The organism is Streptococcus pseudopneumoniae (genome assembly GCF_001073085.1).
In the GTDB taxonomy this organism is placed as follows: domain Bacteria; phylum Bacillota; class Bacilli; order Lactobacillales; family Streptococcaceae; genus Streptococcus; species Streptococcus pseudopneumoniae_M.
The window spans coordinates 91,719-113,921 of the sequence record NZ_JVFV01000009.1 but is presented as its reverse complement, the minus strand read 5'-3'; the positions used below and the strand labels follow the sequence as shown (position 1 = coordinate 113,921).

The window sequence follows — 22,203 nt, the reverse complement described above, 5'->3', positions numbered from 1 at the left end:
ATCATGATGGACAGTCCAAAGAAATTAGGCTATCGTATGCCTGCAGAGTATGAACCCCATCATGGGACTCTCATGGTATGGCCTACTCGACCAGGGTCTTGGCCTTTTCAAGGAAAGGCTGCAAAAAAAGCTTTTAGCCAGATTATCAAAACTATTGCTCAGGGGGAAACAGTCTACCTTTTGGTTGAGGAGAACTATCTATCTGAAGCACAATCTTATCTTGGAGACAAGGTTGTTTATCTAGAAATTCAAACAAATGATGCCTGGGCACGTGATACTGGTCCGACCATTCTCCTCAATAATCAAAGGGAAAAGTTGGCGGTTGATTGGTCTTTCAATGCATGGGGTGGTGCTGTTGACGGTCTCTACCAAGACTATGAAGCAGATGACCAAGTAGCAAGCCGCTTTGCAGAAGTCTTAGATATACCTGTTTACGATGCCAAACCTTTTGTACTGGAAGGCGGAGCTATTCATAGTGACGGTCAAGGAACCATACTTGTGACTGAAAGTTGTTTGCTCAGTCCGGGTCGTAATCCTCACCTAACTAAAGAGGAGATTGAAAAGACCTTACTAGAGAGCCTTGGTGCCGAAAAAGTTATTTGGTTGCCTTACGGTATTTATCAAGACGAAACAAATGAACATGTTGACAATGTTGCTGCCTTTGTAGGCCCTGCAGAAGTTGTTTTAGCTTGGACGGACGACCAAGACGATCCTCAGTATGCCATGTCTGCAGCTGATTTAGCTCTCTTAGAGAAGGAAACTGATGCAAAAGGCCGGAGTTTCACTATTCATAAACTTCCAATCCCAGCTATTCATCAAGTAGTGACGAAAGAAGATTTGCCGGGCTATACTTACGAAGAAGGAGAAGAGGAGCGCTATGCCGGCGAACGTCTAGCAGCTTCATATGTAAATTTTTACATTGCTAATAAGTCTGTATTAGTGCCACAATTTCAGGATGTAAACGATCAAGTGGCATTGGGTATTCTGAGTCAGTGTTTCCCAGATCGTGAAGTTGTCGGAATTCCTGCAAGAGATATTCTATTAGGTGGTGGAAATATCCACTGTATTACCCAACAAATTCCAGAATAGGAGAAAAAGATGAGAAATGTAACGGTTGCAGCTATTCAGATGCAATGCGCTAAGGATATGGAAACCAATATCCAAACAGCTGAACGTTTAGTTCGACAAGCTGCTGAGCAAGGAGCCCAAATTATTCTCTTGCCTGAATTATTTGAACGTCCTTATTTCTGTCAGGAACGTCAGTATGACTACTACCAGTATGCCCAGTCTGTGTCTGAAAATACAGCTATTCAGCATTTCAAAGGAATTGCCAAAGAGCTAAAGGTCGTTTTACCGATCAGTTTCTATGAAAAAGATGGTAATGTCTTATACAATTCCATTGCTGTCATTGATGCAGATGGAGAAGTGCTTGGCGTTTATCGGAAGACTCATATTCCTGATGACCATTATTACCAAGAGAAATTCTTTTTCACACCTGGAAATACTGGTTTCAAGGTCTGGGATACTCGCTATGCCAAGATTGGTATTGGCATTTGTTGGGATCAGTGGTTTCCTGAAACAGCCCGTTGTCTTGCATTAAATGGAGCAGAATTACTCTTTTACCCAACAGCCATTGGGTCGGAGCCAATTTTGGACACAGATAGTTGTGGTCATTGGCAACGTACCATGCAGGGGCATGCGGCAGCAAATATTGTGCCAGTTATCGCAGCAAATCGTTTTGGTTTGGAAGAAGTCACTCCTTGTGAGGAAAATGGGGGACAAAGTTCCGGTCTTAACTTCTACGGTTCATCCTTTATGACCGATGAAACAGGAGCTATTCTAGAGCGAGCTGAAAGACAAGGTGAAGATATTCTGTTAGCTACTTATGACCTAGACAAGGGAGCAAGCGAACGCCTAAACTGGGGTCTCTTTAGAGATAGAAGACCAGACATGTATAAAGATATTGTGAAATAATTGGTTGTATTTTAGGTTTAGGTCATTAACGTTTTAGGATAGATAGGAGACCTTTTAATGAATCAAGCATGGGAATTATTATTTGAGGGTAAGATTGACGAAGCGAAGCAATTAGTTCAAGCGGAGTTTTCGCTTGCAACTTGTAAAGATTACAGTCTTTTAAACCTGATGGGCTATATCTATTTGTACGAAAAAAAATACGAAGATTGTTTAGAGATTTACCAACGTTATCTTCACTTGGCTATTACAGAAAAGAATCGTGAAAATGAACACATCGCGTATCATCAATTGGCCATGGTCTATCGTGAAATGAATGATTTTCAGACAGCTCTTAGCTATATCGAAAAAGAGCGAGAAGTTATTGAACAAGATTTTTCAGGGGATTATCTCAAATATTCTGTTAATGACTATGAGCAAGGTTATTTACGATTAAAGTTAGGTCAACTAGTTGAGGCGGAGTTTTATATGCAGCAGTCGCTAGACTCAGCCTTAAAGACAGATGATCTTATCGCTCAGGCCTGTGCTTATAGAGGATTGGGAGAGATTTATCGAAAACTTGATTCGAGTAAATGCCATGATTGTTTTAGTCACGCTATTCAACTCTTTGATAAGGCCGGAGATGAGATTGGAGCGGAAGAAGTCAGAGCTTTAATAGATAATAAAAAGTCTGAGACAAAATAGTTCTCAGATACAAAAAAGCTAGAGGTTCCCAATTGTGGAACTCTAGTTTTTTTCTGTAAATACTATAGTAATTTTTTGATAATGGCTTAGGATTCTGATAAAATGGACTTAGTGTTAGCAAGGATAAAAGAGACTGGAAAGCACTCAATCAATTTTTTCTTGAAGAATTAAGTCGTGACTGAGGTTAATTATGGAAAAATGGACTTGTAGATGTGGTCAAGCAATGAACAACCATAGATCGCCCGATCCAAATGCTTATTCTGTATACTCGGATGAGTTCTTAGCAGAAATTTCTCAAGCTGAATTATTTTGACTGATATTCTGTCATTTTAATTACGGTAATTATTTGTTATAATACTTCAAAGGAGGAAATCAGATGGTAGTAAAAACAAGAAAACAAGGAAATTCAATCACCAATACTGTTCCAAGTGAATTCAATATTCCAAGTGGTGTTAAATACGAAGCGAAATTGTTACCAAGTGGTGAAATTATCTTTACTCCCGAAGAGTCTGAACATCAGATTTCTTATGTATCTGATGATGCCTTTGACTTAAATTTGGACAAAATTTTTGACGAATACGATGATGTTTTCAAAGCTTTGGTCGAAAAGTGACAGTCTATCTAACAGAGAGGCAAATCGAGAAAATCAATGCTTTAGCAATTCAACGGTATTCACCTAATGAAAAAATTCAAATAGTTAGTCCTTCTGCCTTAAATATGATTGTCAATATCCAGAACAATTTGTCTTCGGTAAACCTCTTTATCCAACAATTTTTGATAAGGCAACGATATTATTTGTCCAATTGATCAAGAAGCATGTTTTTGCCAACGCTAATAAACGAACTGCTTTCTTCGTTTTGGTGAAATTTCTACAGTTAAATGGTTATCGTTTTTCTGTAACAGTTGAAGAAGCGGTCGATATGTGTGTAACTATCGCAGTAGAATCCTTAACAGATGAAAGGTTATCTAGCTACACCAAATGGATCTCAGAACATTCATTTAGAGCTAATAGCCAAATTTAAGCTTGGATATTTAAATCCTATAAGTAAAAAATAGATAAACAGACAGTATTAGAATTCTGTAATTCAGAAAACTAATCTTTTGAATATGTCAAATATTCAACCTTACTAAACAAGAAAAAGTAGCCCACTCAGGCTACTTTTTTAAAATTCTTTGTAAACATAAGGATTCTCTGGTTTATCAACCTTGATAAAGGATTGAACTTCAAGGGTTGGGAGGACCTGGTTAAGTTCCTTGTGATAGTGATTACTAATCTTACCTTTGACTCTTACCCAGGTGTTATTGTCATACTGATTGGTATTTCCTGTAGTCAAAAGTCCAAAAACTCCTGAATCAGCGATACAGTGCATGATACCAAAGCGAAAGACAAATTGACTATTGGCATGATTTGGATCGTTGTAAACAAAGCCTGTGAACTCGATTTCCTTACCTTCAAATTCGTTTGGAAAATCGTAGATAGCTTCCATGACCTCCAGGTAATTTTCATCATTGATAACTATACTAGATTGAGCTAAGTATTTATCAGCACTCTTACGAACAGTGTCTACATAAGCTGTGTGTGAATAAAACATACTCGTATCTGGTTTAAGATACTGACTGCTAGTTCCTTCACTTGCTTGGATTGCCTTATCAGTTCCTTCCGACAAAGGGAAATAATATCCTTTGGCCGATACTGTTTGCGAATCTAGAGCGACAGTTGGAAATGTAAATCCAACTAACAAGGGCAAACTTAAGAGGACAAAACTAGCAAGCTTGGCTGAAAAACTATGTAAGTGACTATGTTCTTTCAAACGCTTGAAGCAAATATAGGCTTGAACGATGGCTAGTAGCAAAGATAAAGACATAGTGATATAAGCCAGGTAAGAGTAGTGGAGGTTTAGATACTGATTGAGCTTACCTGATAGATGTAGATGAAGGGTTAAGAAAAAATAACTCATCAAAATAAAAAATCGTATCATAGCATCACCCCGACTATATAAGAATAGACAAGAACAACAAGAGTTACGATGGTCATGAACTGCCAGATAAAGCGAGTTTTGAGATAATTCTTCATCATGAGTAGGTTCTTGACATCAAGCATGGGACCTATAACTAGAAAGGCAAGCACTGGAGCAAAGCCAAAACTTGATAGAAGAGAAGATCCGATAAAGGCATCCGCTTCACTACAGAGAGATAGTAGGAAGGATAAGACCATCAGAAGAACAATTGCAAGTAGTGGTGTTGCACTGATAGAAGTCAGAATCCGAGTTGGTACATAGACCTGGACAATGCTGGCAAACAGACAGCCAAAAACCAAGTAACGCCCCATATCAAAGAATTCATCAATAGCTTGGATGAAGATCTGAAGAAGTTTCTGACCTGAAGTCAAGTGAGAAAAATCATGCTCATGACAAGCCAATCTATTTTCCTTTTGGATAGGTCCCTCCCAGACAAAACCAAGAAAGATACCCAATATAGTAGCAACTAGAATCGCGCCCAAAGCACGTAGTAACACCATTTTAAATGAATTACCAAAGGCCGAATAAGTCGCAAAGAGTACGATGGGATTGATGATTGGAGCTGTGACCAAAAATGGGACAGCTGTATAGCTTGGAACCTTTTTTTCCAAGAAACGATTGATGATCGGAACAATTCCGCACTCACAAGATGGGAAGAGAAACCCTATAAATGTACCAAAAAAGATTCTCCCCAAGCGATTTTTAGGGAGAAATCTATAAACTTTCTCAGGAGTCACATAGACTTCGATAGCACCAGAAATAATGCTTCCAATCAAAATGAAGGGTAGGGCCTCAATGATGATTGATAGAAAAATAGCGCCAGCTTGTAAAATACTCGAAGGCAGACTTTGAAAAATCGTCATCTATTTTTTCTTTTCTGCCTTATCTTTCTTTTCTTTATCGTCTGGAAATGTCACTTGTTTCAAATCAGGGAGTTTAGCGAATTCTTCGAACATCTTATCTAAGTCATCAGTTTTTGTAAATTTAACAGCCATTGGGCATACCTCAATTCTAATCGTTTCCTCTATTATACTATTATTTCAGCCAAAAGGTTTAATTTTAAATTGTTAAGACCAATGAATTTTAATCTTCAACAAATACCAAGCTAACTGTGACATTAATGAAAACAAGCTTTCTTCCTTATGGTATAATAGTTCTATGGATAAAAAATATGAAAAAATTTCCCAAGATTTGGGTGTAACTTTAAAGCAAATTGATACGGTTTTGTCTTTGACAGCAGAAGGATCAACTATTCCCTTTATCGCTCGTTATCGGAAAGATATGACTGGAAGTTTGGATGAGGTTGCTATCAAGGCTATTATTGATCTTGATAAAAGTCTTACCAACCTCAATGATCGTAAGGAAGCGGTCTTAGCTAAGATTCAAGAACAAGGCAAGCTGACCAAGGAACTGGAAGAAGCTATCCTGGCAGCTGAGAAATTAGCAGACGTAGAAGAACTCTATCTACCTTTTAAAGAAAAACGTCGGACCAAGGCAACCATTGCTCGTGAAGCTGGACTATTTCCTCTTGCTCGCTTGATCTTGCAGAATGTAGATGGCTTAGAGAAAGAAGCTGAGAAATTTGTCTGTGAAGGATTTGCGACTGGTCAAGAAGCCTTGGCTGGGGCAGTTGATATTTTGGTAGAAGCTCTATCTGAAGATGTCAATCTTCGTGCTATGACCTATCAGGAAGTGTTGAGACACTCTAAAATCACTTCGCAAGTCAAGGATGAAAGTCTTGATGAAAAACAAGTTTTTCAGATTTATTATGATTTTTCAGAGACAGTTGGCAACATGCAGGGCTATCGAACCTTGGCTCTCAATCGTGGGGAGAAGCTAGGCGTCTTAAAAGTAGGTTTTGAACATGCGACGGATCGTATCCTAGCTTTCTTTGCTGCTCGTTTCAAGGTGAAAAATGCCTATATTGATGAAGTTGTTCAACAGTCAGTTAAGAAAAAGGTCTTGCCTGCTATCGAGCGCCGTATTCGTACCGAACTTACAGAGAAGGCAGAAGAAGGAGCTATTCAACTATTTTCTGACAATCTGCGTAATCTTCTCCTTGTTGCACCTCTTAAAGGGCGCGTGGTCCTTGGATTTGACCCTGCCTTTCGTACAGGTGCCAAGCTGGCAGTAGTTGATGCGACCGGGAAGATGCTGACGACACAAGTCATTTATCCAGTCAAACCAGCTTCGGCTCGTCAAATCGAAGAAGCTAAACGTGATTTAGCAGATTTGATTGGTCAATACGGTGTGGAAATCATTGCCATCGGTAATGGTACTGCTAGTCGTGAAAGTGAAGCTTTTGTCGCTGAAGTGCTCAAGGATTTTCCAGAAGTTAGTTATGTCATTGTTAATGAGAGTGGTGCGTCTGTCTACTCCGCTAGTGAACTTGCCCGTCAAGAGTTTCCTGAGTTAACCGTTGAGAAACGATCTGCTATTTCTATTGCTCGTCGCCTGCAAGACCCACTGGCTGAGTTGGTTAAAATCGATCCCAAATCCATTGGTGTCGGTCAATATCAGCACGATGTTAGTCAAAAGAAACTGTCTGAAAGTCTAGACTTTGTTGTTGATACAGTAGTGAACCAAGTCGGTGTCAATATCAATACAGCTAGTCCAGCCTTGCTTTCTCATGTCGCAGGGCTTAACAAAACTATTTCAGAAAATATTGTTAAGTATCGTGAAGAAGAAGGAAAAATCACCTCACGAGCTCAAATCAAGAAAGTCCCTCGTCTAGGTGCCAAAGCATTTGAACAGGCAGCAGGTTTCCTCCGTATCCCTGAAAGTAGCAACATCCTTGACAATACTGGTGTTCACCCAGAAAACTATGCTGCAGTCAAGGAACTCTTCAAACGTTTGGACATTAAAGACCTAAATGAAGAAGCGCAAGCCAAACTCAAATCTATTTCAGTTAATGAAATGGCTCAAGAGCTAGACCTTGGTCAAGAAACACTTAAAGATATCATCGCAGACCTTCTCAAACCAGGTCGTGATTTCCGTGATTCTTTTGACGCTCCAGTTCTTCGCCAGGATGTCTTGGATATCAAAGACTTACAAGTTGGGCAAAAGCTTGAAGGAGTTGTGCGCAACGTCGTTGACTTCGGTGCCTTTGTTGATATCGGTATCCATGAGGATGGTCTCATTCATATCTCTCACATGAGTAAGAAATTTATTAAACATCCGAGTCAAGTAGTTTCGGTTGGCGATTTGGTTACTGTTTGGGTGAAAAAAATCGATGCTGACCGCGAAAAAGTGAATCTGTCGCTTCTTGCACCAAATGAATCTAACTGATTACGTTAAACAGGTCTCTTTAGAGGATTTTGGAAAACCTTTCAAACACCAAGCTCAGTGGAATACTCGTCTGCGGTCGACAGGTGGACGATTTTTCCCAAAAGATGGTCATTTGGATTTCAATCCCAAAGTCTATCAAGAACTTGGTTTGGATGTGTTTCGAAAGATTGTCCGTCACGAGCTCTGCCATTACCATCTTTACTTTGAAGGCAAGGGCTATCAGCATAAGGATTTAGCCTTTAAGCAACTTTTAAAAGAGGTAGACGGTCTCCGCTTTGTTCCTCCCTTGTCAAGTTCCAATCAAAAACCAAGCTTAGTCTATGCTTGTCAGTCTTGTCAGCAAATCTATCAAAGAAAGCGACGAATTGATACTAAACGTTATCGGTGTGGTCTCTGTCGTGGAAAGCTCCTCTTGTTAAATCGGCCTAAGGACTGATGTAGCAAATCTAGCATAGTGCTATACTAAGATTAAGAAATCCGAAAGAGGAATAAATTATGAATACAAAATTTTATAAATTGAGAAGAAATCGCATGATATCAGGTGTACTAGCTGGTCTATCTGATAAGTGGAATCTTGATGTAACCCTAGTTCGTTTCCTTTTTGCAATCTTTACAATCGCAAACTTTGGACTCGGAATTATTATCTACATTATCCTTGCTTCGATCCTACCAACAAAAGAAGATATCGAAGCTGAAATGTATGGAACAGGCCCACGCAAGATTAAAGAGGCTGAACCAATTAATGATAATGAAGGTTGGTTTTGGTAAATCAAATTAACTGTTTATATTTTGATAGCAAAAAAGATACCGCGCGGTATCTTTTTTAAATACTAAACAATTGTCCAAACAGATAGGTTACTCCCATGGTTAAAAGACCAATACAAAGGTTACGAATCATAGCTGTTTTGGTTGGTGCTTTTCCAAGTTTAGCACTGGTGTAGCCTGTAATCAATAGAGAAATCGCAACGATAAAAACAGTGGCAGGGATTCGGTAGTCACTTGGAAAGATCGTAATGGAAAGCATTGGTGGTAGGCTACCAAGTACGAAGGCAATAAAGCTAGATGCAGCAGCATGCCAAGGATTAGTAAATTCTTCGTACTCGATTCCGTATTTTTCCTCAACTAAAGCCTTGAGTGGATTTTTCAAAAAGGCTTTGTTGGTTAGTAGTTGAGCAGATGTTTCACACTCACCATTTTGAAGATAAGCTGCATAGAGGGATTTTTTAGCAGCATCCAAGTCCTTATCTAAAAGAAGTTGTTCGCGGGCTACAGCGGCCTCCTCAGTGTCTTTCTGAGTGGATACAGATACATACTCGCCACCAGCCATAGAAAAGGCACCAGCAAGAATTGCGGCTAAACCTGAGAGGAAAATAATCCAGATATTGCTTGTCGCACTGGCAACCCCGATAACAACTCCAGCGATGGAAATGATCCCGTCATTAGCTCCTAGTACACCAGCACGCAAGATATTTAAACGCCCTGCAAAGTTTGAATCAATTTCATGAGTAATTTCTGTCATAGTCTTCTCCTTCATATTCATTATAAAGTATGGGAGAAGTGAAAACAAACATTTTAAACTATCTGAAAAAAGTTCTACAATTCTAATAATAGCCATAGCTATTGCTTATGCAAAGATATAACAAAGTTGTATTTGTAACCTAGTGAAATAGGTGATACAATGAACCTAATGAAATCTTTGGAGGTCTAAATATGACTCGTGAATTTAAATTTGAAACTCTGCAATTGCATGCAGGACAAGTGGTAGATGAGACTACAAAATCTCGTGCAGTTCCTATTTACCAAACAACATCCTTTGTATTTGAAGATACACAGGAGGGTGCAGACCTTTTTGCCCTTCAAAAAGCTGGAAATATCTATACTCGTATTACCAATCCAACAACTTCAGCCTTTGAAGAACGTATTGCAGCACTTGAAGGTGGTGTTGGTGCTCTTGCTACTGCATCAGGTATGGCTGCTATTACTTACACAATTTTGGGACTTGCTCATGCAGGTGATCATGTTGTTGCAGCTTCAACTATCTACGGTGGTACTTTTAACCTATTGAAAGAAACCCTTCCTCGCTATGGAATCACCACAACTTTTGTTGATATCGATAATCTAGAAGAGGTAGAAGCAGCGATTAAAGACAATACCAAACTTGTTTTGATTGAAACTTTGGGAAATCCAGTCATCAACATTCCTGATATTGAAAAAATAGCTGAAATTGCTCATAAACATCAGATTCCTTTGGTTGCAGACAATACCTTTGCAACACCTTATCTTATCAATGTCTTTTCTCATGGTGTTGACATTGCGGTTCACTCAGCAACTAAGTTTATCGGTGGACACGGTACAACAATTGGTGGTGTTATCGTTGATAGTGGGAAGTTTGACTGGGCTGCTTCAGGGAAATTCCCTCAATTAGTCGAAGAAGATCCAAGCTACCACAATATCAGCTATACTCGTGATGTTGGTGCTGCAGCTTTTATCGTTGCTGCTCGTGTTCAATTGCTTCGCGATATGGGAGCTGCCCTTTCACCATTTAACTCATTCTTGCTCTTGCAAGGGCTTGAAACACTTTCTCTCCGTGTAGAACGTCATGTTCAAAACGCTGAAAAAATCGTTGATTTCCTTGTTAACCATCCAAAGGTTGAAAAGGTTAACTATCCTAAACTTCCAGATAGCCCTTACCATGCCTTGGCGGAGAAATATTTACCAAAAGGTGTTGGTTCAATCTTTACTTTCCACGTTAAAGGTGGAGAAGCAGAAGCACGTAAGGTGATTGATAGCTTGGAAATCTTTTCAAACTTAGCCAATGTAGCAGATGCTAAATCATTGGTCGTTCATCCAGCAACTACAACACATGCTCAGTTGTCTGACTCAGATCTAGAGGCAGCAGGAGTAACTAAAAATCAAATCCGTCTTTCAATCGGTCTTGAAAATGTCGATGATTTGATTGAAGATTTGCGACTTGCACTTGAAAAGATTTAAAAACACTTAAAATTTATCTGGTTTAAGATCCTTCTCACGAATAATTAAGTGAGGAGGATTTTTATGTATAGTATTTCATTTCAAGAAGATTCGCTCTTGCCAAGGGAACGCTTGGTAACAGAAGGAGTAGAGAGTTTGAGTAATCAGGAGTTACTAGCCATTTTGTTACGAACAGGGACTCGTCAATCTACTGTTTTTGAAATCGCACAAAAAGTATTGAATCAATTAAATTGCTTAACTGATTTGAAAAAAATGACCTTGCAAGAACTACAGAGTTTATCAGGTATCGGTAGAGTAAAAGCTATTGAATTGCAAGCTATGATAGAGCTAGGAAGTCGTATTCATAAACAAGAAACCATTGAGGCAGAGAGTATTCTTAGCAGTCGTAAATTAGCTAAAAAGATGCAGTCTGAGCTTGGAGATAAAAAACAAGAGCACCTAGTGGCGCTCTATCTGAATACTCAAAATCAAATCATTCATCAGCAAACCATTTTTATCGGTTCAGCTACTAGAAGTATTGCTGAACCACGGGAAATTCTCCACTATGCTTTGAAGCATATGGCAACATCTGTGATTCTGGTTCATAATCATCCATCTGGTGCTGTCATGCCGAGTAGAAATGATGACCATGTTACGAAGCTTGTTAAAGAAGCCTGCGAATTAATGGGGTTGGTCTTATTGGATCATCTTATCGTCTCACATTCCGATTATTTTAGTTACCGTGAGAAGACGGATCTGGTGTAAAAAACCTGTATATGATACAGGTTTTACAATTCATTGACGACATAGTCGAAAAGTGTTTTATCTTTGGGGCGATTTTCAAAGAGAAATTCTGGATGCCATTGAACACCGAGGAAAGGGAAACCATCCGTTGTTGTAACAGCCTCGATAATTCCATCTTTAGGATCATGAGCTACAACCTTTAGATTTGGAGCTAGGTCCTTAATACTCTGATGGTGGAAAGAGTTGATATGGGAGATATCTCCATAGATATCTCGAAGAATAGTATCAGGCTCGGTGACTAAACGTTGAGTTGTATACTCGGCTGAAGTATCCTGCCAATGGTCTTCAATATCTTGATAAAGAGTTCCTCCCATAGCCACATTAAAGAGCTGGGTGCCTCGACAAACAGAAAAAATTGGTTTCTTTTGTTTGATTGCTTCTTCAATGAGTGCTAACTCAAAAATATCTCTTTGAAGGTGATAGTCATCACTATCGATTGTTTTAGGCTCACCGTAGAACTTTGGATCGACATTTTGTCCACCAGTTAGAATAAGTTTATCAATCAAACCAATGTAGTAACTGGCCATTTCTTCATCACCAATCGGTAGGATAATGGGTATACCTCCAGCTTTCTTAACCCCTTCAACAAAGCCTTTTGCAGCATAACTCATCATAAGATCATCATCTGGATGCGGGGTTTCATTTCCTGTAATCCCAATAACTGGTTTATTCATAAATATTTACACTTTCTAATCCTCTTTACGCATGAAATAGAGGAGAGTTTGAAGTTCGCTTGTAAGATCGACATACTGAACAACCACGTCTTTAGGAAGATGTAGGTGAACAGGTGAAAAACTAAGAATACCCTTGATTCCGGCGTCGACTAATAGTTCTGCAACTTCTTGAGATTTAATACTAGGGACAGTAAGAATAGCAGTTTTAACATCACTATCTTTGATTTTGTCTTTTATTTGAGAGATTCCATAGATTGGAACACCGTCAGGAGTCTTGGTACCAACCTCAGGATGGTCATCTAGGTCAAAAGCCATAATGATTTTCATCTTGTTACGCTCATGAAAACGGTAGTGGAGAAGAGCGTGCCCCATATTTCCGATACCTACCAGCATAACATTAGTTATAGAATTATCATTTAAAAGATCAGCGAAAAAATTCATGAGCTTTTTAACATCGTATCCAAAACCACGTCGTCCAAGTTCCCCAAAGTAGGAGAAGTCTCGACGAACCGTTGCAGAATCAATTCCAATTGCCTCTGCGATTTGTTTGGAATTAGCTCTTTCAATTTTCTCAGCATTAAATCTTTTAAAAATACGGTAATAGAGAGAAAGTCTCTTTGCTGTTGCTTTAGGAATAGCAGACTGTTTTTCTTTCACAAAATCACAACCTTTCTATTTACTATTTTATATAAAGCTTGTGAAAATAGCAACAATAACGAAAAAAAACTAAGAAAAATCTTAGTTTAGCTATTTTCGTGGTAAGATTTCAAAAAACGATAGAGATCACCAAGAAGCCCTTGATAGATCTCAACTCCATTGTGTGTTAATGAAGTGATAAAAGTCGTATCAGGAAGGGTTACACAACCTGATAGAGAAAGCATGAGTGCTTCATAATCTTCATATTCTTGCACACGTTCAACTTTATAAGGATCCTTGTAAGTTAATCGAAACATAACGACCTTTTATCTTTCACTTTTTGTAAATACACCACGTTCAACAAGACTATCCATCAAGAAGTAGAATTTCTCTTGGTGAATATGTGTTTCCTCAGACTTAAAAATGTCAACTAAACGAAGGCCAAATTTATCTGTGATATTGATTTTTGCACCTGTCAGGTCTCTGTTGATGATAATCTTAAGCTGGAACCCTTCTCCACTATTTGGGACTTTTTCAAGAAGACGTGTCAGTTCATAGTTCCCAACTTTAGTTTCAAAAAAAGTATTATCTTTTAGAGTGAACTTTTTGACGGTTGGGCTAAGTGTGTAATCATAACGGCAATTTTTAAGACTAATGGTTTTTTCGAATGCCATTGAGTTATCCTCCAATGATATTTTTAAGAGTATTGGCGAGAGTTATCATCTCTTGTTCTGTATTTTTAGGTGAAATGCTGACGCGAACGGATTCATGTAAGCGAGGCGAGTCTTCTCCGTAGAAAGCCTGAAGAACATGACTGACCTGAACGACACCTGCAGTACAAGCAGAGCCAGTTGAAATAGAAATCCCTTCAAGATCTAGACGAAGGAGTAGTAGATCATTACGTTGACCTGGAAATCCAATATTAAGGACATAAGGTAGCTGGTCTTTCCCTTGATTGAGATAATAGTCTGTGTCAGCCATTTCCTTTAAGAATGTTTCTTTTAGTTTTTGAACCTTTTTAAAGTTTTGTTCTTGGTTTTCAAGATCATCCTTTAGAGCTGCTACCATTCCCACAATGGCAGGAAGATTTTCTGTTCCAGCTCTTTTTTTCTGCTCTTGATCACCACCATGAAGGTAGGAATCAAAATCTGTAGATGCAGCATAGAGAAATCCAATGCCTTTTGGACCATAAAATTTGTGTGCAGAAGCGCTAAGAAAATCAATTCCCAATTTTTCGGGAAGAATTTCTAGTTTTCCAACTGCCTGAACCGCATCGACATGATAGACGGCTGGATGATTTTTTAGAACTTCACCAATTTCAGCAACAGGTAAAAGTGTACCAGTTTCATTGTTTGCAAACATAGTAGAAACAAGAATGGTATCTTCACGCAGTGCATTTTTGACCTGGTCTGCAGTAATTTCTTGATTTTCAGGCTGTAAAATAGTCACTTCAAAACCGAAATTTTCAACCAAGTATTTGATTGGTTCTAGAACAGCATGGTGCTCAATCGCAGTAGTGATAATGTGCTTTCCACGATTTTGATGGCGAAGGCAGTATCCGATGATAGCAGTATTATTGCTTTCAGTACCACCAGTGGTAAAGAATATATGTTGTGGCTTTGTTCCTAGTAAACTTGCTAGTTCTTGACGAGCTTCTCGTAATAGTTTACCCGCTTGGCGTCCATGGCTATGAATACTAGAAGGGTTCCCATATGTTTCTTGCATGACTTGAGTCATTGCTGAGATAGCTGCAGGTGACAGGGGTGTTGTAGCAGCATTATCCAAATAAATCAAAAACTCACCTAATTTCTATTTAAATAGTGGACTAACTGGTTTTCTTTCATGAATACGAACCATGGCATCACCAATCAATTCGCTAGCAGTGATGTATTGTACGTTTTTAGGTTTTTTACTTTCTGTCACAACAGAATCTGTAACCAATATTTCTTTGATATTTGCTGCATCTAATAACTCTGCTGCACCGTTAACGAATAATCCATGACTGGATACAGCGTAGATTTCAGTAGCACCATCGCGTTCCAAAATTTTAGCAGCTTCAGAGAAGGTGCGGCCAGTGTTCAGAATGTCATCGATCAAGATTGCCTTTTTACCTTCGACATCTCCGATGATATAACCTTGACTGCGTTCAGAATCATCTTGTGCATAATCAATGATGGCAATTGGAGCATCAAGATATTCAGCAAGACTACGAGCACGTTTTACACCAGAGTTTTTAGGACTAATAACAACCACATCTGAACCAGTTAAACCTTTATCACAGTAATGTTTTGCAAAAAGTGGAATAGTATAGAGGTTATCTACAGGAATGTCAAAGAATCCTTGAACCTGAACGGCATGGAGGTCAAGAGTCAATACACGACTAACTCCAGCTTTCACCAACATATTTGCAACCAGTTTTGCAGTAAGTGGTTCGCGTGAAGAAGCGATACGATCTTGGCGAGCGTAGCCGAAGTATGGAAGTACAACGTTAATGGTATTAGCACTAGCACGAACACAAGCATCAACCATAATCAAGAGTTCCATCAAGTGGTTATTTACTGGATAACTAGTTGATTGGATGATATAAACATCGTATCCACGAACACTTTCTTCGATGTTAACTTGGATTTCACCATCTGAAAATTGACGTGAAGATACTTTTCCAAGTGGAACACCCGCAGCATCTGCGATTCTTTGAGCAATTTCCTGGTTGGAAGATAGTGCGAAAAGTTTCATGTTTTTTGTATCTGACATCGATAAACCGTCCTCTTTAAACTAAGTAAATCGCTATAGTAAAACACTTTTAGTGATAAATGCTCTCTACAACAGATTCTATTATTTTTTATCCCTTTTATTTTATCAAAAAAAGAAGATTATTTCAGTATTTTTTCATATTTTCTATAAAACGAACCAATTTCGAAGGAGCTTTTTTGTAATGGATTTCATTGACTTGTAAAAATTCTTGGAAATCAAGGCTACCTTGCTTACCATCTTCTACTTCTAATTCAAGCTCATAGTCAACAATATCAAAGTATTCGCTTTGATCAAGAGCCATGAGTCCGATAGGAGTTTGCTTTTCGTAACGAACAGTAGTTAGGCAACCTAACACTACCCAGCCATTGGTTGAAAGTCCACGGCTAGTCAATTCTTCAAGAATCATTCCTTGTGGAAGTTTACATTCTTTAAGACAATGGTTTGCTTCCTCAAGGCTGAGATCTTGATTGTACTCCATATTTCCAACTTTTTGTGGGATTTTTATGGTCAATTCAGCGCTATTTTCAAAAGTACGAATGCGCATAGCTATTTTATGTTGTCTAAGGTAAAAATCAGGCGTATCTAGGTAGTAATTTTTTTGTGTAATAGGTGTGATTCCTGAAAAGTGATCCTGCAATCTTTGATATTCATCCTTGTTTAGAAGTGTTTTCATTTCAATTTCTAAATGTTTCATTTTTTTTACTTTTTCCTTATCTTTGAAAGCGATTGTATGGTATAATAAGCATTGTATTTATTGTATAAGATTTTTTCTAGAAAATCAAAAACTAGATAAATCGAAGTGTATAGAGAATTGGATGAAAAAGATATATGATTACGGAATGGGAAGAATTTTTAGATCCTTACATTCAGGCTGTCGGAGAGCTGAAGATAAAACTCCGAGGTATTCGAAAACAATACCGCAAACAAAATAAACATTCTCCAATTGAGTTTGTAACTGGTCGAGTCAAACCGATCGAAAGTATAAAAGAAAAAATGGCTCGTCGAGGGATTGGATACGATACGCTGGAACAGGACCTGCAAGATATTGCAGGTTTACGCGTCATGGTTCAATTTGTAGATGACGTGAGCGAGGTTGTTGCCATCCTTCGTAAGAGGCAAGACATGAGAGTGGTACAAGAACGTGACTACATCACTCATCGAAAGGCTTCAGGCTATCGCTCTTACCATTTGATTATTGAGTATACTGTTGACACGATCAAGGGGGCAAGAACGATTCTGGTTGAGATTCAGATTCGTACCTTGGCTATGAATTTCTGGGCTACCATCGAGCATTCTCTTAATTATAAATATCAAGGCGATTTTCCAGAAGAAATTAAGAAACGCTTGGAAATTACTGCAAGGATATCCCATCAATTGGATGAAGAAATGAGTAAAATTCGTGATGATATCCAGGAAGCACAGGCACTCTTTGATCCATTGCATAGAAAGTTAAATGACGGGGTAGGTAATAGTGACGATACCGATGAAGAATACAGGTAAACGAATCGATCTAATCGCTAATCGCAAACCTCAAAGTCAAAGAGTCTTATATGAATTAAGAGATCGACTAAAAAAAAATAACTTTATATTAAATGATAAACATCCCGATATCGTGATTTCCATAGGTGGGGATGGGATGCTTTTGTCTGCTTTTCACAAGTATGAAGACCAGCTGGATAAGGTTCGCTTCGTTGGTGTTCACACGGGTCATTTAGGTTTCTATACAGACTACCGTGATTTTGAACTGGACCAATTGGTTACTAATTTACAGTTAGATACTGGGGCTCGTGTGTCTTACCCACTGTTAAATGTAAAGGTATTTTTGGAAAACGGGGAAGTGAAGATTTTCCGAGCTTTGAATGAGGCTAGCATTCGGAGAGCTGATAGGACTATGGTTGCCGATATTATCATTAACCAAGTGCCATTTGAACGTTTTCGAGGAGATGGCCTGACGGTATCGACGCCAACCGGGAGTACAGCTTATAATAAATCTCTTGGTGGAGCAGTTTTGCATCCTACTATTGAGGCCCTACAATTAACAGAAATTGCGAGTCTCAACAATCGTGTCTACCGAACCTTAGGTTCGTCTATCATTGTGCCTAAGAAGGATAAGATTGAATTGATACCGACTCGCAATGATTATCATACGATTTCTGTTGACAATAGCATTTATTCTTACCGTAATATTGAAAGAATAGAATACCAAATAGACCACCACAAGATTCACTTTGTCGCAACACCAAGCCATACTAGTTTTTGGAATCGTGTCAAGGATGCCTTTATTGGTGAGGTGGATGAATGAGGTTTGAATTTATTGCTGACGAACATGTCAAGGTAAAGACCTTTTTAAAAAAACACGAAGTCTCGAAAAGTTTACTTGCCAAAATCAAGTTTCGAGGTGGAGATATTCGCGTAAACGGTCATCCACAAAATGCAACCTATCTCTTAGATATTGGGGATGTGGTTGTCATCGACATTTCTCCTGAGGAAGGTTTCGAGACACTGGAAGCCATTGATTATCCACTGGATATTCTGTTTGAAGATGATCATTTCTTGATTTTAAACAAACCCTTTGGTGTGGCCTCGATTCCTAGTGTCAATCATTCCAATACCATCGCTAACTTTATCAAGGGCTACTATGTGAATCAGAACTATGAAAATCAACAGGTCCACATTGTAACCAGACTAGATCGAGATACTTCGGGCCTCATGCTTTTTGCTAAACACGGATATGCCCATGCTAGACTAGACAAGCAGTTGCAGAAGAAAGCTATTGAAAAGCGTTATTTTGCTTTAGTTAAAGGAGATGGGTTTCTGGATCCTCAAGGTGAAATCATTGCACCGATTGCTCGAGATGAAGATTCCATTATCACTAGACGAGTGGCAAAAGGTGGTAAATATGCTCATACCTCCTATCGTATAGTGGAGTCTTATGGCAATATTCATCTAGTTGATATTCGCCTACATACGGGAAGGACCCACCAGATTCGTGTTCATTTCTCTCATATAGGTTTCCCTTTGCTTGGCGATGACCTATATGGTGGTAGTCTTAAACATGGCATAGAGCGTCAAGCTCTGCATTGCCATTACTTATCGTTTTATCATCCTTTTCTTGAAGAGCAGTTGGAGATGGAAAGTCCACTGCCGGATGATTTTAAGAATCTTATAACTCAGTTATCAAATAATAATTTATCTAAAAAGGAGTAAAAACTCATGGAAGTTTTTGAAAGTTTGAAAGCCAACCTAGTTGGTAAAAATGCACGTATTGTTTTGCCTGAAGGTGAAGAACCACGTATTCTTCAAGCAACAAAACGCATCGTAAAAGAAACAGAAGTTATTCCTGTCCTACTTGGAAATCCTGATAAAATTAAAATCTATCTTGAAATCGAAGGAATCATGGATGGTTATGAAGTAATCGATCCTGCACATTACCCTCAATTTGAAGACATGGTAGCATCACTTGTAGAACGTCGTAAAGGAAGAATGACTGAAGAAGAAGCTCGCGAAATCTTGGTTAAAGACGTGAACTATTTTGGTGTTATGTTGGTATACATGGGCTTGGTAGATGGAATGGTTTCAGGAGCTATTCACTCTACTGCGGCAACTGTTCGCCCAGCCCTTCAAATCATTAAAACACGCCCAAATGTTAGTCGTACTTCAGGTGCCTTCCTTATGGTTCGTGGCACTGAGCGTTACCTATTTGGTGACTGTGCCATCAATATCAATCCTGATGCTGAAGCATTGGCAGAAATCGCGATTAACTCTGCTATCACAGCTAAGATGTTCGGTATCGAACCCAAAATTGCGATGCTAAGCTATTCAACTAAAGGTTCTGGTTTTGGTGAAAGCGTAGATAAAGTTGTTGAAGCAACTAAGATTGCTCATGATCTTCGTCCTGACCTTGAAATTGATGGGGAATTGCAATTTGATGCTGCCTTCGTTCCAGAAACAGCTGCTCTTAAAGCACCAGGAAGTAAGGTTGCTGGACAAGCAAACGTCTTTATCTTCCCAGGTATTGAAGCAGGGAATATTGGTTACAAGATGGCAGAACGTCTCGGTGGATTTGCAGCGGTTGGTCCAGTATTGCAAGGTTTGAACAAACCAGTTAATGACCTTTCTCGTGGATGTAATTCAGACGACGTCTTCAAACTTACTCTTATCACAGCAGCCCAAGCTGTACACCAATAAAATACAAGATAGCTCCTTTTCTGTTAAAGGAGCTTTTCGTTGAATTTAAAATCTAAAGATGATAAAATGTATTTACAAATCATCTTTACAAAGAGGTATTAATCATGGCAAATACTCAACCTGTTAATTTTAGAGCAGATTCGACTTTTTACCAACAAACGAAAGAAATCTTAGCTGATGAAAAGTTAACCATGTCAGATATCTTTAATGCTGCACTTCGTAAAATTGCGACAGGTGCAGTTGATCCTAAAGAATTCGTATTTAGTGATTCACAAGAGACCCAATATCAGGTTGCTTTTGAAGACTTGAAAAAGGAAATCTTGATGGGACATCAAGAAATTGAGCAAGGTAAACTAACGTCTTTGGCAGATGTAAGAAAGGAATTTGGCCTTGAGTAATCATAAATGTTACCATGTTTCTCTTACGGATCAAGCTAAGAAAGACTTGAGAGAAATACATGATTATATTGTACTGAATTTTTATAGCCAACAATCTGCCGATAGTAAACTAGACCTTATTCTAACGGCACTAGAAACTTTAGAAATCTTTCCAGAAGCATGTCCTTTGGTATCGAGTCGAGGTTATGGTGAATTAACAAATGACGGAAAACGTTACCGATATATGCCTATTGAAAATTACTTAGCTTTATATTATATCGACAAATATGAGGTTTATGTCTCAAGAATTTTAAATTCTACGCAGAATTGGGCTAAGTTATTCAATAAGTAGAGGTGAAATTTTTTAAATTTATTTGAATCATTTAGTCCCACTCTTTGTCCCCAAAGAAAGGAAGTTTTTTAAATTGAAATACAAATTTCTACTCTTCGACCTCGATCACACACTACTCGATTTTGATGCTGCAGAAGATATTGCCTTATCGCAACTCCTAAAAGAAGAAGGAGTAGAGGATATCCAAGCTTACAAAGATTATTATGTGCCCATGAACAAGGCTCTTTGGAAGGATTTGGAACAGAAAAAAATCACAAAATCAGAATTGATAAACACTCGTTTTGCAAAATTGTTTGCTCACTTTGGCATTGAAAAAGATGGGTCTTACTTAGCAGAGCGCTACCAGTTTTTCCTATCAAAACAGGGGCAGACTTTCTCAGGCGTGGAAGATTTATTAAAAAAATTGATAAGTAAGGGCTATGAACTCTATGCTGCGACAAATGGAATCACCTATATTCAGACAGGTCGTTTGGAACAATCTGGAATTGCACCATTTTTCAAGGAAATCTTCATTTCAGAGCAACTCCATACCCAAAAACCAGATGCTGAATTTTATGAAAAAATTGGAGCTCGTATCCCTAATTTTGATAAAAATCAGACCCTTATGATTGGTGATTCTTTGTCAGCTGATATTCAAGGTGGAAATAATGCTGGCATCGATACCATCTGGTATAATCCTCATCATCTGGAAAATAAGACACAAGCTCAGCCAACTTATGAAGTCGACTCTTATCAGGCTCTGCTAGAAATCTTAGACAAACTGTAAAAAGTGGTTTAGATAGCCACTTTTTGCTATAATAGAGACAGTATTAACGAAGGAGTCGGCTATGGAACACTCATCTTGGCATGCTTTGATTAAAGAGCAATTACCTGAAGGTTATTTTGGGAAAATCAATCACTTTATGGAGCAGGTTTATGCTCATGGGACTGTTTATCCACCTAAGGAAAAGGTTTTTCAGGCTCTTTTGACGACCCCTCTGGAAGAGGTTAAGGTAGTGATTCTGGGGCAAGACCCCTATCATGGGCCAGGTCAGGCGCAGGGTTTGAGTTTTTCTGTACCTGACTCTATCCCAGCTCCGCCATCCCTGCAAAATATCTTGAAAGAATTGTCAGATGATCTTGGTGTTAAGGAATCCCATGACTTGACCTCTTGGGCAGAGCAGGGAGTCTTGCTTCTCAATGCTTGCTTGACTGTCCCTGCTGGCCAGGCAAATGGTCATGCTGGTCAGATATGGGAACCTTTTACAGATGCTGTGATTAAGGTTGTCAATAATCTAGATAGACCAGTCGTTTTTGTACTCTGGGGAGCTTATGCACGTAAGAAGAAGTCCTTGGTTACCAATCCTCAACACTTGATTATCGAGTCAGCCCATCCAAGTCCTCTTTCAGTTTACAGAGGATTTTGGGGTTCCAAGCCTTTTACCAAGGCCAATGAATTCTTAAAAGAAAGTGGACAAGAGCCAATTGATTGGCTTAGATAAGGAGAA

Annotated in this window: 28 protein-coding genes and 1 pseudogene; 18 read left to right on the top strand and 11 right to left on the bottom strand. The window is 38.8% G+C overall.

Annotated elements, in window-relative coordinates; all coding sequences use genetic code 11:
- Positions 1-3: 3 nt before the first annotated feature.
- The 5 genes and pseudogenes from aguA to ADH90_RS10705 all read left to right on the top strand — a co-directional run bounded on the left by aguA (position 4) and on the right by ADH90_RS10705 (position 3,677).
- A complete protein-coding gene (gene aguA / locus ADH90_RS01755; protein WP_049529704.1) occupies positions 4-1,089 on the top strand; it encodes an agmatine deiminase in 1,086 nt (361 codons plus the stop codon).
- Between the two features lie 9 nt (positions 1,090-1,098).
- Complete coding sequence (gene aguB / locus ADH90_RS01750; RefSeq protein WP_049529703.1) at positions 1,099-1,974, top strand: N-carbamoylputrescine amidase; 876 nt, start codon at positions 1,099-1,101, stop codon at positions 1,972-1,974.
- 57 nt (positions 1,975-2,031) lie between these two features.
- Complete coding sequence (locus tag ADH90_RS01745) at positions 2,032-2,655, top strand: tetratricopeptide repeat protein (protein ID WP_049529702.1); 624 nt, start codon at positions 2,032-2,034, stop codon at positions 2,653-2,655.
- A 376-nt stretch (positions 2,656-3,031) separates the two neighbouring features.
- The gene (locus tag ADH90_RS01740; protein WP_049529701.1) at positions 3,032-3,268 is read left to right on the top strand and encodes a hypothetical protein; all 237 of its coding nucleotides are present in this window, start codon (positions 3,032-3,034) and stop codon (positions 3,266-3,268) included.
- Positions 3,265-3,677: pseudogene (locus tag ADH90_RS10705) on the top strand (type II toxin-antitoxin system death-on-curing family toxin). Before ADH90_RS01740 ends, ADH90_RS10705 begins: the two are co-directional and overlap by 4 nt.
- Positions 3,678-3,818: 141 nt before the next feature.
- Here ADH90_RS10705 and ADH90_RS01735 read toward each other — a convergent pair.
- From ADH90_RS01735 to ADH90_RS11690, 3 genes are read right to left on the bottom strand one after another with little or no spacing between them, the layout of a single operon-like run.
- Complete coding sequence (locus tag ADH90_RS01735; protein ID WP_049529700.1) at positions 3,819-4,634, bottom strand: TIGR03943 family putative permease subunit; 816 nt, start codon at positions 4,632-4,634, stop codon at positions 3,819-3,821.
- Entirely contained in the window at positions 4,631-5,536 is a 906-nt protein-coding gene (locus ADH90_RS01730; RefSeq protein ID WP_049529699.1) for a permease, read from the bottom strand. The genes ADH90_RS01735 and ADH90_RS01730 overlap by 4 nt, the downstream gene beginning before the upstream one ends.
- Positions 5,537-5,668, bottom strand: a complete 132-nt coding sequence (locus tag ADH90_RS11690; RefSeq protein ID WP_000268695.1) for an SPJ_0845 family protein — start codon at positions 5,666-5,668, stop codon at positions 5,537-5,539.
- A gap of 163 nt (positions 5,669-5,831) precedes the next feature.
- Between ADH90_RS11690 and ADH90_RS01720 the strand changes: the two genes are divergently transcribed.
- From ADH90_RS01720 to ADH90_RS01710, 3 genes are read left to right on the top strand one after another with little or no spacing between them, the layout of a single operon-like run.
- Positions 5,832-7,961, top strand: a complete 2,130-nt coding sequence (locus ADH90_RS01720; protein WP_049529698.1) for a Tex family protein — start codon at positions 5,832-5,834, stop codon at positions 7,959-7,961.
- On the top strand, positions 7,948-8,397 hold the full coding sequence (locus ADH90_RS01715) for a SprT family protein (RefSeq protein ID WP_049529697.1): 450 nt from the start codon (positions 7,948-7,950) through the stop codon (positions 8,395-8,397). The genes ADH90_RS01720 and ADH90_RS01715 overlap by 14 nt, the downstream gene beginning before the upstream one ends.
- Positions 8,398-8,456: 59 nt before the next feature.
- Positions 8,457-8,729 (top strand): PspC domain-containing protein, encoded by a 273-nt coding sequence (locus ADH90_RS01710; protein ID WP_049529696.1) that lies wholly within the window; start codon positions 8,457-8,459, stop codon positions 8,727-8,729.
- 55 nt (positions 8,730-8,784) lie between these two features.
- Here the strand turns inward: ADH90_RS01710 and ADH90_RS01705 are convergent, their stop codons facing one another.
- A complete protein-coding gene (locus ADH90_RS01705; protein ID WP_049529695.1) occupies positions 8,785-9,480 on the bottom strand; it encodes a VIT1/CCC1 transporter family protein in 696 nt (231 codons plus the stop codon).
- A 191-nt stretch (positions 9,481-9,671) separates the two neighbouring features.
- On the opposite strand from ADH90_RS01705, the gene ADH90_RS01700 reads away from it, so the two are divergent.
- Positions 9,672-10,952 (top strand): O-acetylhomoserine aminocarboxypropyltransferase/cysteine synthase family protein, encoded by a 1,281-nt coding sequence (locus ADH90_RS01700; RefSeq protein ID WP_049529694.1) that lies wholly within the window; start codon positions 9,672-9,674, stop codon positions 10,950-10,952.
- A gap of 63 nt (positions 10,953-11,015) precedes the next feature.
- Positions 11,016-11,696 (top strand): RadC family protein, encoded by a 681-nt coding sequence (gene radC, locus ADH90_RS01695; protein WP_049529693.1) that lies wholly within the window; start codon positions 11,016-11,018, stop codon positions 11,694-11,696.
- 23 nt (positions 11,697-11,719) lie between these two features.
- On the opposite strand, the gene ADH90_RS01690 is transcribed toward radC, so the two are convergent.
- From ADH90_RS01690 to ADH90_RS01660, 7 genes are all read right to left on the bottom strand, one after another.
- On the bottom strand, positions 11,720-12,409 hold the full coding sequence (locus ADH90_RS01690; RefSeq protein ID WP_049529692.1) for a gamma-glutamyl-gamma-aminobutyrate hydrolase family protein: 690 nt from the start codon (positions 12,407-12,409) through the stop codon (positions 11,720-11,722).
- Positions 12,410-12,424: 15 nt separating this feature from the next.
- The gene (locus ADH90_RS01685) at positions 12,425-13,066 is read right to left on the bottom strand and encodes a redox-sensing transcriptional repressor Rex (protein WP_049529691.1); all 642 of its coding nucleotides are present in this window, start codon (positions 13,064-13,066) and stop codon (positions 12,425-12,427) included.
- 86 nt (positions 13,067-13,152) lie between these two features.
- Complete coding sequence (locus ADH90_RS01680) at positions 13,153-13,362, bottom strand: DUF4649 family protein (RefSeq protein WP_049529690.1); 210 nt, start codon at positions 13,360-13,362, stop codon at positions 13,153-13,155.
- Between the two features lie 9 nt (positions 13,363-13,371).
- Positions 13,372-13,719, bottom strand: coding sequence for a DUF1831 domain-containing protein (locus ADH90_RS01675; protein WP_000863542.1), 348 nt, complete (start codon positions 13,717-13,719; stop codon positions 13,372-13,374).
- Between the two features lie 4 nt (positions 13,720-13,723).
- Positions 13,724-14,839 carry a cysteine desulfurase family protein gene (locus tag ADH90_RS01670; protein WP_049529689.1) on the bottom strand — a complete coding sequence of 372 codons (1,116 nt, stop codon included), beginning with the start codon at positions 14,837-14,839 and terminating at the stop codon, positions 13,724-13,726.
- A 15-nt stretch (positions 14,840-14,854) separates the two neighbouring features.
- Positions 14,855-15,799 carry a ribose-phosphate diphosphokinase gene (locus tag ADH90_RS01665; protein ID WP_049529688.1) on the bottom strand — a complete coding sequence of 315 codons (945 nt, stop codon included), beginning with the start codon at positions 15,797-15,799 and terminating at the stop codon, positions 14,855-14,857.
- A 124-nt stretch (positions 15,800-15,923) separates the two neighbouring features.
- Complete coding sequence (locus ADH90_RS01660) at positions 15,924-16,493, bottom strand: CYTH domain-containing protein (RefSeq protein ID WP_049529687.1); 570 nt, start codon at positions 16,491-16,493, stop codon at positions 15,924-15,926.
- 134 nt (positions 16,494-16,627) lie between these two features.
- Between ADH90_RS01660 and ADH90_RS01655 the strand changes: the two genes are divergently transcribed.
- From ADH90_RS01655 to ADH90_RS01620, 8 genes are all read left to right on the top strand, one after another.
- Positions 16,628-17,299, top strand: coding sequence for a GTP pyrophosphokinase (locus ADH90_RS01655; RefSeq protein ID WP_049529686.1), 672 nt, complete (start codon positions 16,628-16,630; stop codon positions 17,297-17,299).
- Positions 17,283-18,101, top strand: coding sequence for an NAD kinase (locus tag ADH90_RS01650; RefSeq protein ID WP_049529685.1), 819 nt, complete (start codon positions 17,283-17,285; stop codon positions 18,099-18,101). The genes ADH90_RS01655 and ADH90_RS01650 overlap by 17 nt, the downstream gene beginning before the upstream one ends.
- Positions 18,098-19,006: an RluA family pseudouridine synthase gene (locus ADH90_RS01645; protein ID WP_049529684.1), complete on the top strand. Its 909-nt coding sequence runs from the start codon at positions 18,098-18,100 to the stop codon at positions 19,004-19,006. Before ADH90_RS01650 ends, ADH90_RS01645 begins: the two co-directional genes overlap by 4 nt.
- 6 nt (positions 19,007-19,012) lie before the next feature.
- Positions 19,013-19,987, top strand: a complete 975-nt coding sequence (gene pta / locus ADH90_RS01640; RefSeq protein WP_049529683.1) for a phosphate acetyltransferase — start codon at positions 19,013-19,015, stop codon at positions 19,985-19,987.
- Between the two features lie 104 nt (positions 19,988-20,091).
- Complete coding sequence (locus ADH90_RS01635) at positions 20,092-20,385, top strand: antitoxin (RefSeq protein WP_049529682.1); 294 nt, start codon at positions 20,092-20,094, stop codon at positions 20,383-20,385.
- A complete protein-coding gene (locus tag ADH90_RS01630) occupies positions 20,378-20,716 on the top strand; it encodes a type II toxin-antitoxin system RelE/ParE family toxin (protein ID WP_049529681.1) in 339 nt (112 codons plus the stop codon). Before ADH90_RS01635 ends, ADH90_RS01630 begins: the two co-directional genes overlap by 8 nt.
- Positions 20,717-20,789: 73 nt before the next feature.
- Complete coding sequence (locus ADH90_RS01625) at positions 20,790-21,482, top strand: YjjG family noncanonical pyrimidine nucleotidase (protein ID WP_049529680.1); 693 nt, start codon at positions 20,790-20,792, stop codon at positions 21,480-21,482.
- Positions 21,483-21,543: 61 nt separating this feature from the next.
- A complete protein-coding gene (locus tag ADH90_RS01620) occupies positions 21,544-22,197 on the top strand; it encodes a uracil-DNA glycosylase (RefSeq protein ID WP_049529679.1) in 654 nt (217 codons plus the stop codon).
- The last annotated feature ends 6 nt before the right edge of the window (positions 22,198-22,203 follow it).